The 14,469-nt window shown below is 69.4% G+C and carries 19 protein-coding genes and 1 tRNA gene; 14 read left to right on the top strand and 6 right to left on the bottom strand.

All coding sequences use genetic code 11. The features are described 5' to 3' along the window. Window positions 1-5: 5 nt before the first annotated feature. Window positions 6-866, top strand: coding sequence for a dihydropteroate synthase (folP, locus tag ACFFC4_RS14845; protein WP_375502201.1), 861 nt, complete (start codon window positions 6-8; stop codon window positions 864-866). Window positions 867-974: 108 nt separating this feature from the next. On the opposite strand, the gene ACFFC4_RS14840 is transcribed toward folP, so the two are convergent. Beyond that, window positions 975-2,243, bottom strand: a complete 1,269-nt coding sequence (locus tag ACFFC4_RS14840) for a competence/damage-inducible protein A (RefSeq protein WP_375502199.1) — start codon at window positions 2,241-2,243, stop codon at window positions 975-977. Between the two features lie 52 nt (window positions 2,244-2,295). Then, on the bottom strand, window positions 2,296-3,333 hold the full coding sequence (locus ACFFC4_RS14835; protein ID WP_375502197.1) for an NAD(P)-dependent alcohol dehydrogenase: 1,038 nt from the start codon (window positions 3,331-3,333) through the stop codon (window positions 2,296-2,298). Window positions 3,334-3,453: 120 nt separating this feature from the next. Here ACFFC4_RS14835 and ACFFC4_RS14830 point away from each other — a divergent pair, with 120 nt between their 5' ends. Both ACFFC4_RS14830 and ACFFC4_RS14825 read left to right on the top strand, forming a co-directional pair. After that, window positions 3,454-4,278, top strand: a complete 825-nt coding sequence (locus tag ACFFC4_RS14830; protein WP_375502195.1) for an acyl-CoA thioesterase — start codon at window positions 3,454-3,456, stop codon at window positions 4,276-4,278. A gap of 167 nt (window positions 4,279-4,445) precedes the next feature. After that, entirely contained in the window at window positions 4,446-5,435 is a 990-nt protein-coding gene (locus ACFFC4_RS14825) for a helix-turn-helix domain-containing protein (RefSeq protein ID WP_375502193.1), read from the top strand. An 18-nt stretch (window positions 5,436-5,453) separates the two neighbouring features. Here the strand turns inward: ACFFC4_RS14825 and ACFFC4_RS14820 are convergent, their stop codons facing one another. Continuing rightward, the gene (locus tag ACFFC4_RS14820; RefSeq protein ID WP_375502191.1) at window positions 5,454-6,317 is read right to left on the bottom strand and encodes a hypothetical protein; all 864 of its coding nucleotides are present in this window, start codon (window positions 6,315-6,317) and stop codon (window positions 5,454-5,456) included. Further along, the gene (gene mftR / locus ACFFC4_RS14815) at window positions 6,314-6,940 is read right to left on the bottom strand and encodes a mycofactocin system transcriptional regulator (RefSeq protein ID WP_375502189.1); all 627 of its coding nucleotides are present in this window, start codon (window positions 6,938-6,940) and stop codon (window positions 6,314-6,316) included. The genes ACFFC4_RS14820 and mftR overlap by 4 nt, the downstream gene beginning before the upstream one ends. A gap of 104 nt (window positions 6,941-7,044) precedes the next feature. Here mftR and mftA point away from each other — a divergent pair, with 104 nt between their 5' ends. The 7 genes from mftA (at window position 7,045) to ACFFC4_RS14780 (ending at window position 11,692) form a co-directional block, all read left to right on the top strand. Then, complete coding sequence (gene mftA, locus ACFFC4_RS14810; protein ID WP_375502187.1) at window positions 7,045-7,173, top strand: mycofactocin precursor MftA; 129 nt, start codon at window positions 7,045-7,047, stop codon at window positions 7,171-7,173. Window positions 7,174-7,190: 17 nt separating this feature from the next. Beyond that, window positions 7,191-7,490 (top strand): mycofactocin biosynthesis chaperone MftB, encoded by a 300-nt coding sequence (gene mftB, locus ACFFC4_RS14805; RefSeq protein ID WP_375502185.1) that lies wholly within the window; start codon window positions 7,191-7,193, stop codon window positions 7,488-7,490. Then, window positions 7,487-8,716: a mycofactocin radical SAM maturase gene (gene mftC, locus ACFFC4_RS14800; RefSeq protein ID WP_375502183.1), complete on the top strand. Its 1,230-nt coding sequence runs from the start codon at window positions 7,487-7,489 to the stop codon at window positions 8,714-8,716. The genes mftB and mftC overlap by 4 nt, the downstream gene beginning before the upstream one ends. A 3-nt stretch (window positions 8,717-8,719) precedes the next feature. Then, window positions 8,720-9,469: a mycofactocin biosynthesis peptidyl-dipeptidase MftE gene (gene mftE, locus ACFFC4_RS14795; RefSeq protein ID WP_375502181.1), complete on the top strand. Its 750-nt coding sequence runs from the start codon at window positions 8,720-8,722 to the stop codon at window positions 9,467-9,469. After that, on the top strand, window positions 9,453-10,268 hold the full coding sequence (locus ACFFC4_RS14790) for a mycofactocin-coupled SDR family oxidoreductase (protein ID WP_375502179.1): 816 nt from the start codon (window positions 9,453-9,455) through the stop codon (window positions 10,266-10,268). The genes mftE and ACFFC4_RS14790 overlap by 17 nt, the downstream gene beginning before the upstream one ends. A gap of 64 nt (window positions 10,269-10,332) precedes the next feature. Beyond that, the gene (gene mftD, locus ACFFC4_RS14785; protein ID WP_375502177.1) at window positions 10,333-11,502 is read left to right on the top strand and encodes a pre-mycofactocin synthase MftD; all 1,170 of its coding nucleotides are present in this window, start codon (window positions 10,333-10,335) and stop codon (window positions 11,500-11,502) included. Window positions 11,503-11,509: 7 nt separating this feature from the next. Continuing rightward, complete coding sequence (locus ACFFC4_RS14780; RefSeq protein WP_375502175.1) at window positions 11,510-11,692, top strand: hypothetical protein; 183 nt, start codon at window positions 11,510-11,512, stop codon at window positions 11,690-11,692. 66 nt (window positions 11,693-11,758) lie between these two features. Here ACFFC4_RS14780 and ACFFC4_RS14775 read toward each other — a convergent pair whose 3' ends face one another. Next, window positions 11,759-11,962 carry a CsbD family protein gene (locus tag ACFFC4_RS14775; protein WP_375502173.1) on the bottom strand — a complete coding sequence of 68 codons (204 nt, stop codon included), beginning with the start codon at window positions 11,960-11,962 and terminating at the stop codon, window positions 11,759-11,761. Beyond that, complete coding sequence (locus tag ACFFC4_RS14770) at window positions 11,962-12,240, bottom strand: hypothetical protein (protein WP_375502171.1); 279 nt, start codon at window positions 12,238-12,240, stop codon at window positions 11,962-11,964. Before ACFFC4_RS14770 ends, ACFFC4_RS14775 begins: the two co-directional genes overlap by 1 nt. 99 nt (window positions 12,241-12,339) lie before the next feature. On the opposite strand from ACFFC4_RS14770, the gene ACFFC4_RS14765 reads away from it, so the two are divergent. From ACFFC4_RS14765 to ACFFC4_RS14750, 4 genes are all read left to right on the top strand, one after another. Then, window positions 12,340-12,413 (top strand) — tRNA-Ile (locus ACFFC4_RS14765). An 82-nt stretch (window positions 12,414-12,495) separates the two neighbouring features. Further along, the gene (locus tag ACFFC4_RS14760) at window positions 12,496-13,410 is read left to right on the top strand and encodes a tyrosine-type recombinase/integrase (protein ID WP_375502169.1); all 915 of its coding nucleotides are present in this window, start codon (window positions 12,496-12,498) and stop codon (window positions 13,408-13,410) included. 6 nt (window positions 13,411-13,416) lie between these two features. After that, window positions 13,417-13,989, top strand: coding sequence for a hypothetical protein (locus ACFFC4_RS14755; protein ID WP_375502167.1), 573 nt, complete (start codon window positions 13,417-13,419; stop codon window positions 13,987-13,989). A 139-nt stretch (window positions 13,990-14,128) separates the two neighbouring features. Beyond that, window positions 14,129-14,386 carry a hypothetical protein gene (locus tag ACFFC4_RS14750; protein ID WP_375502165.1) on the top strand — a complete coding sequence of 86 codons (258 nt, stop codon included), beginning with the start codon at window positions 14,129-14,131 and terminating at the stop codon, window positions 14,384-14,386. Window positions 14,387-14,469: the final 83 nt, after the last annotated feature.

Raw genomic sequence — 14,469 nt, 5'->3', positions numbered from 1 at the left:
GCCACATGTTGAGCTTGGGCGGGCACGACTTCGGCGACGACCGTCCGCTGATCATGGCGATCGTTAACCGCACGCCGGACTCGTTCTACGACCGCGGCGAGACGTTCGCGTTCGAGACCGCACTCCAGCGGGTGCGCGACGTCGTGCGCGACGGCGCCGAGATCGTCGACATCGGCGGGGTGAAGGCCGCGCCGGGCGAGCCGGTCGACACTGCCGAAGAGCTGGAGCGGACGGTGTCGTTCGTGGCCGCGGTACGCGCCGAGTTCCCCGACGTCGTCATCAGCGTCGACACTTGGCGCCACGAGGTCGGCGAGGCCGTCTGCCGGGCCGGCGCAGACCTGCTCAACGACGCGTGGGGCGGCTGGGACCCCGAGCTGGTCGAGGTCGCCGGCCAGTTCGGCGTGGGCGTCGTGTGCACGCACGCCGGCGGCGCCGAGCCGCGCACCCGGCCGCACCGCGTCACCTACGACGACGTCGTGGCCGACATCCTCGAACGCACCGTCGGCCTGGCCGAACGGGCCGTGGCCGCCGGGGTGCCGCACGAGAGCGTGCTCATCGACCCGGGGCACGACTTCGGTAAGAACACCCGTCACTCGCTCGAGGCCAGCCGCCGGTTGCCCGAGATGGTGGCGACCGGCTGGTCGGTGCTGGTGTCGCTGTCGAACAAGGACTTCGTCGGCGAGACGCTCGATCGCCCGCTCGAGGAACGCCTGATCGGCACCCTGGCCGCGACCTCGGTGTCGGCCTGGATGGGCGCGCGGGTGTTCCGCGCACACAACGTGCCCGAGACGCGGCAGACGCTGGACATGGTGGCCAGCATCCGCGGCACCCGCCCGCCGGCCCGCTCGGTGCGCGGCCTGGCCTGAGACTCTTGACCCGCCCGGAACCCGCGCTTGTCCGCTGAGATGGTCGTGATATCGACACGGATCACGACCATCTCAGCGGACAAGCGCGCTTGGGTTGGTCGCAATCGGTCAGCTGCTGAGCACGCTGCGGATCATGTGCATCGCGATGGCCACGGTGCGTTGTCGGACGTCGCTGCGCGAACCGGGCAGGTTCACGGCACGCGACAGTGACTGACCGGGCGCCACGACGTACAGGTGGACGAGGCCGACAGGCTTGTCAGCCGTACCGCCGTCGGGCCCGGCCACCCCGGTGATGCCGACGCCGACGTCCGCACCGAGGCGCCACCTGGCGCCGGACGCCATGGCCTCGGCGACCTCCTCGCTCACGGCACCGACCCGGTCGATGAGCTCCAGCGGCACGCCGGCCAGCTCGTGCTTGGCCAGGTTGGAGTAGGTGACCAGCCCGCCGAGCAGATAGGCCGACGACCCGGCTTGCTCGGTGAGCCGCCCGGCGAGCAGACCGGCGGTGCAGGACTCGGTGGTGGCGATCGTCCAAGACCGCTCGAGCAGCAGCTGAGCCACGATGCGGTCGACGGTGCGCCCGTCCGGGGAGTACAGCGCCGGACCGAAATCGCCGGTCAACGCCGCGGTGAGTCTCTCGTAGGCCGGCTGCGCGGCCGGCGCGTAGCGGGTGACCACCTCGAGCTCGCCGTCGCTGAGACAGGTGGTGATCTCCAGGCCGGCCAGCTCGTGGCTGTGCCGGCGCAATGCGGCCGACAGCTCGGACTCCGGCGTGCTCCAGAGCCGCATCGTGTCCTGCCGCAGCTCCTCGCGGCCGGAAAGCGCAGCCGCGACGAGCGGATCGGCGAGCGCGGCGGCCCACATGCCCTGCAGTTCGCGCGGTGGGCCGGGCAGGACCAGCACTGGCGGACCTGCGCGCCCAACTGCCGGTGGCACCACGAGACCGGGCGCCGTGCCGACTGGGGACAGTACCGATGCGCCCTCGGGAACCATGGCCTGCTTGCGGGTTGCTGCGGCGGTGGCGTCGGAGTCGGTCTTCCACCCGCGACCGACCATCAACCGCTCGACGATGCCGCCGATCTGCACTTCGAGCTGGACGTCCAGGGCCGACGCACGACCCTGGAACTGGCCGACCACCTCGGCGGTCAGGTCGTCGGCGGTCGGGCCCAACCCACCGGTGGTGATGATCAGGTCCAGGCCGGCGAGGAAAGCCAGCGCATCCCGCAGGTCCTCGGGACGATCGCCGACGACAACGATGTCGGCAATGTCGACCCCGACCCGGCGCAGCTGGTCGGCGAGCCACGGTCCGTTGCGGTCGGCGACGCGACCGGTGAGCACCTCGGTGCCCGTGACGACAACTCCCGCGCGAACCCCCACCTGATCGATCCTATGTGGGGTTCGCGCGGGAGCGGGGATCGGTGGTGACGGACTAGATCGTTGAGTTGTCGATGACGAAGCGGTAGCGCACGTCGCTGTCGACCACGCGATCCCAGGCCTCGTCGATCTGGTCGGCGCTGATCGTCTCGATCTGGGCGCCGATACCGTGTTCTGCGCAGAAGTCGAGCATCTCCTGGGTCTCGGGGATGCCGCCGATCATCGAACCGGCCCAGATCTTGGCGCCGCCGATCAGCGAGAAGGCAGGCACCTCGAGCGGCTCGGACGGAGCGCCGACGCTGACCAGCGCGCCGCGGGTCTTGAGCAGCGACAGGTACTTCGCCATCGGCAGCGAGGCCGACACCGTGTTGATAATCAGGTCGAAGTGACCCTCGAGCTTGTCCCAGGTATCGTCGTCACTGGTGGCGAAGTAGTGATCGGCGCCGAACTTCTCGCCGTCCTCCTTCTTCGACAACGTCTGCGACAGCACAGTGACCTCGGCGCCCATGGCATGCGCGATCTGCACGCCCAGGTGGCCGAGGCCGCCCATGCCCACGATGGCGACCTTCTTGCCGGGGCCGGCCTGCCAGTGGTTCAGCGGCGAGTAGAGGGTGATGCCGGCGCACAGCAGCGGCGCCGCGGCGTCGAGTTCGATGCTCTCGGGGATGCCCAGAACATAGTTCTCGTCCACGACGATGTGCGTGCTGTAACCACCGTCGGTGGGCTTGCCGTCGAGCATGCCCGCGTAGGTGCCGACATTGCCCTCGACGCAGAACTGCTCCTCGCCGGCCTTGCAGTTCGCACACGTGCCGCAGGAACTCACCATGCAGCCGACGCCGACGCGGTCGCCGACCTGGTACTTCTTGACGCCGCTGCCGACCTCTTCGACGGTGCCGGCGATCTCGTGACCCGGGACGAGCGGGTAGTTGACCTCGCCCCACTCGCCGCGTCCGGTATGGATGTCGGAGTGGCAGATGCCGGCGAAGGCGATCTTGATCAATACGTCTTCGGGATTGAGGTCGCGACGCTCGATCTCAATCCTCTCGAACGGGGCCTTCGCGGCCGGGGTTGCATAAGCACTGACAGTTTTCATGTCCTGCACTTACCCGGGCACGAGGAGACCATCCCCGGCCAAGGTCCTTGTCTCAATCAGCGTCGGATCGGAATAGGGCCCGGGTGCGTGCCGAGTGCCGGCCGCTGACACGATGCCGGGATGGATGAGACACCCGCATCGCGGCCGGCAGGCGGGGTCGAGGACGTTGACCTGCGCGAGCTGCTGACGGTCGAGCGCATCGAGCAGGACCTGTTTCGCTCCACGACCGTGGTCCGCGAGGAGCACGCCCTTTACGGCGGCCAGGTGGCGGCGCAGGCGCTGATGTCGGCGGGTGCAACGGTCGACCCGGCGCGCCGGCCGCACTCGCTGCACGGGTACTTCCTGCGCCCCGGAGATCCGCTGCTGCCCATCGTCTTCACCGTTTACCGCGACCGTGACGGGCGCTCGTTCTCGGCCCGCCGGGTGGTCGCGATCCAGCACGGCAAGGTTATCTTCAACATGGCTGCGTCCTTCCACGTCGGCCGGTCGACGTCGAGCGCGCAAGCCGAGCCGATGCCCGATGTGGCGCCGCCGGAGGCGTGTAACAGCTACGTCCTGTCCCGCTTGTGCTCGTTCGAGTGCCGCGTTCCGCTCCAGCCGCACCCGGGAACAGTCTGGCCCACCCGGTTCTGGGCTCGGGCCGCGGTGCCGCTGCTCGACGATCCGCTCCTGCACGCGGGTGTCCTGACCTACCTGTCCGACATCTCGACGGGAGTCCTGCCGAGCCGTGGCGGCTCCGAGCGGCCCGGCGCCAGCGTCGATCACGCGGTCTGGTTCCACGACCGGGCCGATCTGACCTACTGGGTGCTCTCGGACTACCAGCCGCGCTTCGTGGGCAGTGGCCGCGGTTGTTACTCGGGCTCGGTCTTCACCCGCGATGGCCGGTTGGTGGCCAGCATCGCCCAGGAGGCGTTGTACGGGTCACCGGGTAGCTCACCTGGCTAAGCACAATGGCGTATATAGCCGTTCCGCGGCGGCGTGGCGGGGCGCCGTGCTTGCGTCAACTGCCCGGTATTCCCTACCGTGCGGGTCATGCCAGGTGCCGATTGCGGCCACGAATCCGTACCACGCGCGACATCCGTGCGCGCGTTGTGGCTTTCGGGTGCCCGGCGATGACCGACCCGACCACTCGCTACGACGTTCCGCCGCCGGGCGCGGTTGCCTGGCTCGACGTCTCGGCCGACAACCCCAACACCTGGACGGGCCGGTTGCGAACGGGTCCGCTGGGGTTGCGGATCGCGCCGCTGCGGCACGCCCGAGCCCCGTATTTCTTCAAAGGCGCCCGGTTGCGCGGCACCCGCTGCATCTGGTCGGCGTCCACGCTCAGCGGTGCCGACCTGTACCGGGCCGCCCGCACCGTGGTCGCACCGTCCTTCGATCGCGGCGTGCAGATCCTGGCCAGGATGGAGGGCGGCGGGTCGGTGTTCGATCCGGTCGGGACCTCGGTCGGCACCATGCGCGTCTTCGATCCGCTGGACGAGATCGCCGAACAATTCGTGGCCAACACCCACCTGTTCACCCTGAGCATCCCGCTGGCCGCCATCGGCATCGAGCCCGGCGCGATCCGGGGCATGCGCGACCGCACCTACGACCTCACGCCGTTCCAGAGCCAGTTGCTGCGTACGGCGGTGTCGCTGCTGCTGGTGGGCGGCGACGAGCTCAACACCGCGTCGAGCCTGGTCGGCGTCGACCGCTACCTCGCAGCCATGGCTGCGCTGCTCCTGCGCACCGCTGTGCAGAAGGCATCCCCGGATCTCGCTGCCGTCGAGCAGGTACGTTTGCGCACCGACGCGATCATCTTCGAGCAGGCCACCGACCCGAACCTCACGCCGGCCTCGATCGCCGCGCAGCTGAACATCTCGCTACGGCAGCTGTACCGGGCGTTCAACGGGGTGGAAAGCCCGGCAGCCCGGATCCGGCGCCGGCGCCTCGAGCGGGCTGCGGAGATCCTGGCCTCCCGTAACGGGCCGGGACACGTCGAACGCGTTGCACTCGAATGCGGGTTTGCTTCGGCCGAGTACTTCTCGCGGGCGTTCCGTCGCGAGTTCGGCCTGAGTCCACGGGCCTACCGTTCGGCGCACCGCGACACCACCGCGCGCTGACAGCTTCGATCCCCTCGGTCACTCCTTCGCTGGTCGCTCAGCGCGGGACAGCGCCGTCTGTGCCTCCCGGCGCCGGCTGCGGGCCGACCGCAGATCCTGTTTCGACCGGTCGTGGTCGTGTTTGGCAGCGTCCAACTCGCGCTGCAGGCGGTTCAGCTCGGTGGTCAGATCGCCTATGCGCTGCGCGGCGACGTGTTGGGTCTGCTCGCACTCGTGCAGGGCCGTGTCGGCGGCAGCGAGCGCCTCGGCAGCCCTGCTGCGGGCCTTCTCCCGAGCGGTCTGTCGAGCGCCTTTCTCGGGACGGGGCGGAACGTCCGCTGCTGTGCTGGCGGTCGGGCGGGCCGACGTGGTGGTCTTGGAGTCCCGACCGCCGCGGATGACGGTGAGCTCCGGTGCACCGGGCGGGGCGTCCATGGCCACGCCGAACCCGGACCACTTCTCGGCACGGGTCAACCGACCTAGTCGAGCAGCGATCTGCGGGTCGGCCACGGCCGCATCGAAGGTGTCGGCGACCTCGTCGCGCAGGGTCGCGCCAGCAGCATCGCGGTCGGCAGTGGTCAGCGCCGCAGTGCTCAGTTCGGTGATCAGCTCTCGTCTCTCGCCGGACAGTTCTCTGAGCGCAGCTGCGTCGAGCCGCTCGTGTGCGGCGCGCAACCGGGTGCCGAGATCGAGCAGGCGGTCGACCGTCGCAGGGTCGGAATGGACCTGCCGATTCACGACCCAGGCTGCGACGGTCGGCTTGCGCTGCGCCGCCACACTCCGAGACAGCTCGGCCTCGCCGGACTGTTTTGCCTCGGTGGCCAGCGCGGCTCGCACGGACATGAACTGGTCGGGGTCGGCGGTGTACAACTTGGCCAGCAGCTCGGGTGACAGGTCCGTCACGTGCGCGAGCCCCGACCGGTCAACACATCGTCAGCGAAACCACTGCCCAAGGCTTGCAACGCGGCGTCGAGGTACACGGTGAGGTCGGCATCGGCGAGGGCGGCCCAGCGTTCGTAGGCGGCGCGGCAGGTGGCCAGGGTTGCCCGACCCACCGTCAGCGGGTACAGCGACTGCACATCTCGACCGGTCCGGGTCGCGACGAAGGTGCTGATCGCCCGCTCCCAGGCGTCGTAGTGCACGGCAGCGCTGGCGCCGAGTTCCGGCGCACTGCTGACGAGCGTCATCCGGGTGCGCAACTCGGCGACGTCCTCGGCTCGATAATGGTTGACCTCCAGAACAGCCTGCCGGACCGCGTCCATGACAGGTTGTTCGGTCGGCACGGCCGCCAGGGTGTGCCGCAGGTTGTCGACCTCGGCATCGAAGGCATGCCACAGCACGTCGGCCTTCGACTCGAAGTAGCGAAAGAACGTTCGCTTGCTGACCCCGGCCGTGGCGGCGATCTGGTCGATCGTTGTGTCGTCGAAACCCTGTCGGGTGAACAGGTCGAGGGCAATGAGCTCGAGTGCCCGGGCGCTGGTGCCGGGCGGACGGCCGCGTCGAGCCGGTTCAGCTGTTTTCGGCATGAATCCCGCGCAATCCCTTGTGGTGTGACGCAGGTGACGTTAGCGTACGAACGCATTCGTCACTCGGTGACGAAACACCGGCACATCGACCCGAGGAGCACGTCATGGCTGCTGACAGCGCACAGGGAACGACCGTCGAGACGCAGGCGACGCCTGAGACCGAACAGGATGCTCTCGTCGAGGACGTCCTGGTCGAAGAGGTCTCCATCGACGGCATGTGCGGCGTTTACTGACGGTGACCGGGACCACCGTGCCCCTTACAACCGCGGCTCGCCCGGCGTTCGACCTCGACGGTGCCTGGACGGTGCACGCCCAGGTGTCCGTCCGCCCTGAACGCTTCGGTGCCCTGCTCTACCACTTCGGCACCCGCCGGCTGTCGTTCTTGAAGGACCCGAAGCTGCTGGCGGTGCTCGAAGGCCTGGCTGCGGCGCCCAGCGCCCGGGCCGCCTGTGAACGCGCCGGCGTCACCGCCGATGAACTGCCGTCCTACCGCGCCGCGCTCACCACGCTGGCCGGATCGCAGATGATTTCGGAGAGGACCTCACCGTGACCACCGCTCCACTGCCGCTCGTCGAGCAGTTCCAGTTCGGGCTGGACGCCCCGATCTGCCTCACGTGGGAGCTCACCTACGCGTGCAACCTGTCCTGCGTGCACTGCCTGTCCAGTTCCGGGCGGCGCGACCCCCGCGAGCTGTCGACCGATGAGTGCAAAGCAGTCATCGACGAGCTCGAGCGCATGCAGGTCTTCTACGTTAACATCGGCGGCGGTGAGCCGACCGTGCGCAGCGATTTCTGGGAGCTCGTCGACTACGCCACCGAGCACCACGTCGGCGTGAAGTTCTCGACGAACGGTGTCAAGATCACGCCCGAGGTCGCTCGTCGGCTGGCCACGAGCGACTACGTCGACGTCCAGATCTCGCTCGACGGTGCGACGGCCGAGGTCAACGACCCGGTGCGCGGGCCGGGGTCCTACGACACAGCGCTGCGGGCGATGCAGAACCTGTCCGACGCCGGGTTCCGCGGGTTCAAGATCTCCGTGGTCATGACCCGGCAGAACGTCGACCAACTCGACGCCTTCAAGGCCATCGCCGATCGCTATGACGCTCAGCTGCGGATCACCCGATTGCGCCCGTCGGGACGCGGCGCGGACGTCTGGGACGACCTGCACGTCACGGCCGCCCAGCAGCGCCAGCTCTACGACTGGCTGGTGGCGCACGGCGAGAACGTGCTCACAGGCGACTCGTTCTTCCACCTCGCCGGTTACGGCGGCGGCGCCATGCCCGGCCTGAACCTGTGTGGCGCCGGCCGCGTCGTGTGCCTCATCGACCCGGTCGGTGACGTGTATGCCTGCCCGTTCGCCATCCACGACAATTTCCTGGCCGGCAACGTCCGCGCCGAGGGCGGCTTCCGGGGCGTCTGGCAGACCTCCGAGCTGTTCCGTGACCTGCGCGAACCGCAGAGCGGCGGAGCCTGCTCGTCGTGCTCGGCGTACGACGCGTGCCGGGGCGGCTGCATGGCGGCCAAGTTCTTCACCGGCCTGCCGTTGGACGGCCCCGACCCGGAGTGCGTCAAGGGCCACGGCGAGCGCGCTCTGACGCTCATCGACGCAAGCGCCAACCCGAAGCCGTCGCTCGATCACTCGCACCGCACGACCCGCAAGCCGGTCACGCTGACGTTGACCGCCCGCCCGGCCGGCGACACCATCATCGACCGGCGCCCACCGGCCAAGGCGTGCGACGAGAACCCGCTTGCCGGGCTGGCGCTGACCGGCGACTGAGCGGTGTCCTACCTGGCGCACCTGACCTTCGCCGAGGTCGGCGTGCTGGTCGCTGACGGCGCCATCCTGGTCGTGCCGCTCGGGTCGACCGAGCAGCACGGTGCGCACCTGCCGCTGACGACCGACACCGACGTCGCCCAGGAACTGTGCGAGCGATTGCGCGCGGCGCGCAGCGACATCGTCATCGCCCCTGCAGTGTCCTACGGCTCGAGCGGCGAACATTCCGGTTTCGCCGGCACGCTGTCGATCGGGGCAGCCGTGCTGGAGCACCTGGTCCTCGAGCTGGGTCGCTCGGCTGGTGAGACGTTCTCCCGGATCGCCTTCGTCAACGGTCATGGCGGCAACAGCGCGGCGGCGGCGCGGGCCGTCCGGCTGCTGCAGACCGAGGGCCGCGACGTCCGACTGTTCCAACCCCGCTACCGCGGCGACGCGCACGCCGGGCGCACGGAGACGTCGATGATGCTCGCGCTGCGTCCCGAGTCGGTGCGTCGCGACCACGCAGTCCCCGGCGACACACGTCCGCTGACCGAACTGCTGCCGCTGCTACGTGCCGGGGGCGTACGAGCCGTCACCGCCACCGGCGTGCTGGGTGACCCAACCGGCGCCGGGGCCGACGAGGGCCACGCCCTGCTCGACGACGTAGCCGCGGCAATGCTCGACGACGTCACGGCATGGGCCGGCAGGACGGCGGCACGGAGCGACGCTTGCGCAGCGACTGTCGGCGTCGCGTCTTTGCATGGCCGAACGGAGTGAGGGCATGAAAGCCGCGCTCGTCACCGGCGCGGCGCGGGGGATCGGTGCGGCCACCGTGCACGCGCTTGTCGACGACGGCTGGTCGGTGCTTGCCGTGGACCTCGCGGCCGACGACCCGGACCTGCCCTACGCGCTCGGCACCATGGCCGAGCTGGCGGTTGTTACCGACCAGGCGAACGCGCGGGCCGGCGCGGAACGTGTCGTGTCCTGGGTCGCCGACGTGCGCGACGGCGACGCGATGGCCGCCGCGGTCGCGCACGCCGAGGAGCGCTTCGGCGGCCTGGATGCTGCGCTCGCGGTGGCCGGCGTCATCGCCGGCGGTGTGCCGCTCTGGGAGGTCCCGCCGGCCCGACAGCAGGCCGTACTGGACATCAACCTCGGGGGCGTGCTGGCCCTCGCCCGCGCCGCCGTCCCGGCGTTGTTGCGGCGCCCGATGCCACGGTCGGGTCGCTTCCTGGCCGTCGCCTCGGCCGCCGCCACCCGCGGCCTGCCGATGCTGGCCGCCTACTGCGCGGCCAAGGCAGGGGTGGCCGGGCTCGTCCGGGCGCTCGCCGTTGAACTCGCCGACTCCGGGATCACCGCCAACGCGGTCAGCCCCGGCTCGACCCGGACCCGGATCCTGGACGAGAGCGCGCGCCTCTACGACCTGCCGGACGCCGAGGCGTTCGCCGACCAGCAGCCGCAGCACCGCCTGCTCGACCCGGCCGAGGTCGCCGCCGTCCTGGCTTTCCTGGCTGGTCCACGTAGCGGCGCCATGACCGGAGCCGTCGTGCCGGTCGATGGAGGACTGGCGCTGTGACCTACCCGGTTCGGGTGAACCAGCACCCTGCGCCGACCCGCACCCCGATGAAGGAGTCAGTCCAGTGAACGCATGGTTCGAGACCGTGGCCGAGGCCGAGCGCCGCGCACAGAAGCGGTTGCCCAAGTCCGTCTACAGCGCGCTGGTCGCCGGCTCGGAGCGAGGGCTGACGGTCGCCGACAACGTCGCCGCTTTCGACGAGCTGGGGTTCGCCCCGCACACCGCCGGCCACCACAGCACGCGCGAGCTGGCGACGTCGGTGCTGGGCCAGGACATCTCGCTGCCGGTGATCATCTCGCCGACCGGCGTGCAGGCCGTACACCCCGACGGGGAGGTGGCCGTGGCCCGTGCCGCCGCGGCGCGCGGCACGGCAATGGGGCTCAGCTCGTTCGCGAGCAAGCCCGTCGAGGAGGTCGTCGCCGCCAACCCGCAGACGTTCTTCCAGCTGTACTGGTCCGGTACTCGCGAGCAGATCACCGAGCGCATCGAGCGGGCCCGGGCTGCTGGCGCGGTCGGCCTGATCGCCACCCTCGACTGGTCGTTCTCGATGGGCCGCGACTGGGGCAGCCCGCACATCCCCGAGAAGTTGACGGTCAAGGAGGCGCTGCGGTTCTCACCCGAAGCGCTCACGCACCCCAAGTGGCTGGCCGCGTTCGCGCGGTCGGGCAAAATCCCGGACCTCACCGTGCCGAACATGCAGAACCCGGGCCAGCCGGCGCCGACCTTCTTCGGTGTCTACGGCGAGTGGATGCAGACACCCGCCCCGTCCTGGGACGACGTGACGTGGATCCGCGAGACCTGGGGAGGACCGTTCATGCTCAAGGGCGTCACCCGCGTCGACGACGCGAAGCGGGCCGTCGACGCAGGCGTCAGTGCGATCTCGGTGTCCAACCACGGCGGCAACAACCTTGACGGCACTCCAGCGACGATCCGCTGCCTGCCCGCGGTGGCCGACGCCGTCGGCGACCAGATCGAGGTCTTGCTGGACGGCGGCGTGCGCCGCGGCTCGGACGTGGTCAAGGCGTTGGCCCTGGGCGCGCGGGCCGTGATGATCGGCCGAGCCTACCTGTGGGGCCTCGGTGCCAATGGGCAGGCCGGCGTCGAGAACGTCCTGGATGTGCTGCGCAGCGGGATCGACTCTGCCCTGCTCGGTCTTGGGCTCAGTTCGGTGCACGAGCTGGGTCGCTCGAGCGTCCTCGTGCCTGACACGTTCGCCCGCACATTGGGGGTATGACCTCGACATGGCTGAGGCTCGCGGCGTGCTGCGTTACCTGCCCACCCCAGTGCGATCCGCGATCGGCATCGCGGCGCTCGGCGCCATCGTGACAGGGGCGGCGGTGCAACGGCGCCGACGCCGCGCTGCCGCGAAGGATCCGACGGTATGGGCCACCAGCGGCTCGACCGGCAAGCGCCGCGCTGATTGATTGACGCTGCGAACAGATGACGACGCCCGGGAACTCGCCCGGGCGTCGTTGCGTCAGTGGTGCCGTCTACTGCTCGAGGCTGTGCTGTTCCTTCTCGAGCGCATCGGCCTTCTTCTCGTGGGCCTGCGCCTCGGCCTGCTCCTTGGTCGACGCGGTCTCCTCGTTGCCCTTGGTCTCCTGCGCCTGACCTTCGGCCTCGAGGTTCTCGTCGTCCAGTAGGTCGCCAGCCTTCTGCTTCACGGTTCCCTTGATGCTCTCGCCGATGCCCATCAGCTGTTCACCGTCTCTTTGGTGTTCTGAGCGGCCTTTTGGGCTCGGTCCGCCGCTGCGGCCTTGCTCTCGTGGGCCTCGGACTGCAGCTGGGCCTGAATCGCCTTCAGCCGCTCCGTGCCCTTCTCCTGCTGCACCTGACCGGCCTTGGTGAGGCGGTCGCGGCTGGTGATCGTGCCCACGACCTCCTTGCCGAGGCCGATGACCTTGTCGGCCAAGCCGGCGGCGTTCTTCGGGTCAATCCGCGGAATCTGCACGTGCTTCTCCTCTCGGGTCATGCTTGCGCTGTCCACAGTTTGTTACCCGCCGGTAGCCACGTCCACACACCCTGTGACAGGCACCCCATCCGGCCCCCTGCGCTACCTTTGGGGCCGCCTGGGGCGGTAGCTCAGCCGGTTAGAGCAGGGGACTCATAATCCCTGGGTCGTGGGTTCGAGTCCCACCCGCCCCACAAGGCCCGGATCTGCTGGGCTGCAGCCACATGACAGAGGTTCTGTGTTCTGCACAAGGACCGCACAGCGGACTTTGGCCTGATGACGGTCGCCGGGAGCACCGCTTTCGACGAGCTCAGCCGCCTGCTGCCCGACTGGCGGCTGCACCTGCGGGCCAAGGGCAGCTCGCCGGCAACCATCGCTTCGTACCTCGGCGTGGGCACCGCGTTCACCGTCTACCTGACCGAGCACGGCATGCCGACCGTTGCCGGCTCGATCACCCGCGAGCACGTCGAGAACTACATCACCGACCTGCGAGACCGCGTCGCCCCGGCCACCTGCGCCAAGCACTACCGCTCACTGCAGCAGCTGTTCAAGTGGCTCACCGACGAGGGCGAGACCACCCGCTCCCCGATGGAGCGCATGACCGCGCCGTCCGTATCCGAACAACCGGTACCGGTGCTCGACGACGACACGCTGACCAAGCTGCTGGCCACCGCCAAGGGCAACACCTTCGAGAACCGCCGCGACACCGCCATCGTCCGGCTGCTGCTGGACACCGGCATGCGCTGCGGCGAGCTCGTGGCCATCGCCGTCGACGACATCGACTGGGACCACCAGGTCGCCCACGTCATCGGCAAGGGCGGCCGCGGTCGGGCCTGCCCGTTCGGCCCGAAGACCGCCGAAGCGCTGCGCCGCTACCTGCGCATCCGCGACCGGCACCCCGCAGCCAGCACCACGTCGCTGTGGCTCGGCAAGAAGGGCCCGTTCACCGACTCCGGCGTCCGCCAGATGCTCGAGCGCCGCTGCCTCGACGCCGGCATCCCCCCAATCCACCCGCACCAGTTCCGGCACACTATGGCGCACGACTGGCTCGCCGCCGGCGGACAGGAACACGACCTGATGCGGCTGGCCGGCTGGCGCTCGCGGCAGATGGTCGGCCGCTACGCCTCCTCCGCCGCCGACGGGCGGGCCCGCGATGCCCACCGCCGCTTGGCCCGCGGCGACCGGCTGTAGGCCCCGGTGGATGCTGAGCGCGCGGTGCAGCTGCGCTCGATGACCGCCCAACAGATCATCGCCCTGCCGTACCGCTACGCGGACCCCGACGAGGAAGAGCTGGTCCTGGGTCTGAAGACGGCCATAGACGTCGCCGCGAACAGGGCGCGGGCCGCCAAGTTCGAGCAACGTCTGTCCTCGTTGTCCCCAGTGCTGCGGAAGCGCCGCGTCGACGTGTTCATCCGGTGCCCGCTCAACTGCCTGCTGGTAGAGGTCTTCCTTCAGCGGCCCGCCACCGAAGGTCAACGGGTGTTCCTGACGGCCTACACAACGAAAGGCCGCAAGACCTTCTACGCGAACGGCGGAACTACCGACGACGGGATGGACCCGGACATGTGGGCCCCGATCTCCTGCCGGCACGGCGCAGGACAGTTCGTCCTCTACTCCGCGATCGACCTCGTCCTGTTCGCCGGACTGCCACGGGGGGCGAACCGCCGCATCACCGACGAGGTCGTGATGACCTCTCCGTCACCGAACGGACCGGTTACCTCGACACAACCGCTGCTCGTAGGCCCCTACGCGAAGTGGACGCCGAAGTGACTCCCTACCGCTATGCTGGAACCAACTTCACACAGCTGCCCGACTGCACCAGGCGTGACATCCGCTAGACGTTTGGCCACCGCCGCAGTCGGCTCGGGATTGGGCTCCGAGCAACGATCCCGTAGGGGCGTTGGTTGCCATGCCCGCACGATCCTCCGATGAGCGAGTACTCATCGCACGTATTGCCTCCGCCGAGCGCTGGGCGCGCGAGCCCGACCGGTCCGCGGCCACGTCACCCGCCCGTGCTGGCCTACAGGCCAAGTTCGAGCGGGAGGTCGACCCCGAGGGTGCGCTGACCCCCGACGAGCTGTCGCGGCGCGCGGACCATCTCATGCGCGCCCACATGCTCCGAATGTCGCTGAAGGCAGCGCAAGCACGCCGCGGCGGTGAGGCATGACCGCCGGCCGAGCATTTGATCACTTCCTGCGGGTCGTGCCCCGGGGAGTGGTGTAAATCGTTCGCGTACAGCTCTGCGTTGTT

The organism is uncultured Jatrophihabitans sp. (assembly GCF_964244045.1).
Lineage (GTDB): Bacteria > Actinomycetota > Actinomycetes > Mycobacteriales > Jatrophihabitantaceae > Jatrophihabitans.
The sequence above is the reverse complement of the archived record's forward strand: the minus strand, read 5'-3'. Positions and strand labels throughout refer to the sequence as shown.

Coding starts and splice junctions, on each gene's coding strand:
- folP (WP_375502201.1), top strand. CDS start 6: ATGTTGAGCTTGGGCGGGCACGACTTCGGCGACGACCGTCCGCTGATC.
- ACFFC4_RS14835 (WP_375502197.1), bottom strand. CDS start 3,333: ATGAAAACTGTCAGTGCTTATGCAACCCCGGCCGCGAAGGCCCCGTTC.
- ACFFC4_RS14830 (WP_375502195.1), top strand. CDS start 3,454: ATGGATGAGACACCCGCATCGCGGCCGGCAGGCGGGGTCGAGGACGTT.
- ACFFC4_RS14825 (WP_375502193.1), top strand. CDS start 4,446: ATGACCGACCCGACCACTCGCTACGACGTTCCGCCGCCGGGCGCGGTT.
- mftR (WP_375502189.1), bottom strand. CDS start 6,940: ATGCCGAAAACAGCTGAACCGGCTCGACGCGGCCGTCCGCCCGGCACC.
- mftA (WP_375502187.1), top strand. CDS start 7,045: ATGGCTGCTGACAGCGCACAGGGAACGACCGTCGAGACGCAGGCGACG.
- ACFFC4_RS14790 (WP_375502179.1), top strand. CDS start 9,453: ATGGCCGAACGGAGTGAGGGCATGAAAGCCGCGCTCGTCACCGGCGCG.
- ACFFC4_RS14780 (WP_375502175.1), top strand. CDS start 11,510: ATGGCTGAGGCTCGCGGCGTGCTGCGTTACCTGCCCACCCCAGTGCGA.
- ACFFC4_RS14775 (WP_375502173.1), bottom strand. CDS start 11,962: ATGGGCATCGGCGAGAGCATCAAGGGAACCGTGAAGCAGAAGGCTGGC.
- ACFFC4_RS14770 (WP_375502171.1), bottom strand. CDS start 12,240: ATGACCCGAGAGGAGAAGCACGTGCAGATTCCGCGGATTGACCCGAAG.
- ACFFC4_RS14760 (WP_375502169.1), top strand. CDS start 12,496: ATGACGGTCGCCGGGAGCACCGCTTTCGACGAGCTCAGCCGCCTGCTG.
- ACFFC4_RS14750 (WP_375502165.1), top strand. CDS start 14,129: ATGCCCGCACGATCCTCCGATGAGCGAGTACTCATCGCACGTATTGCC.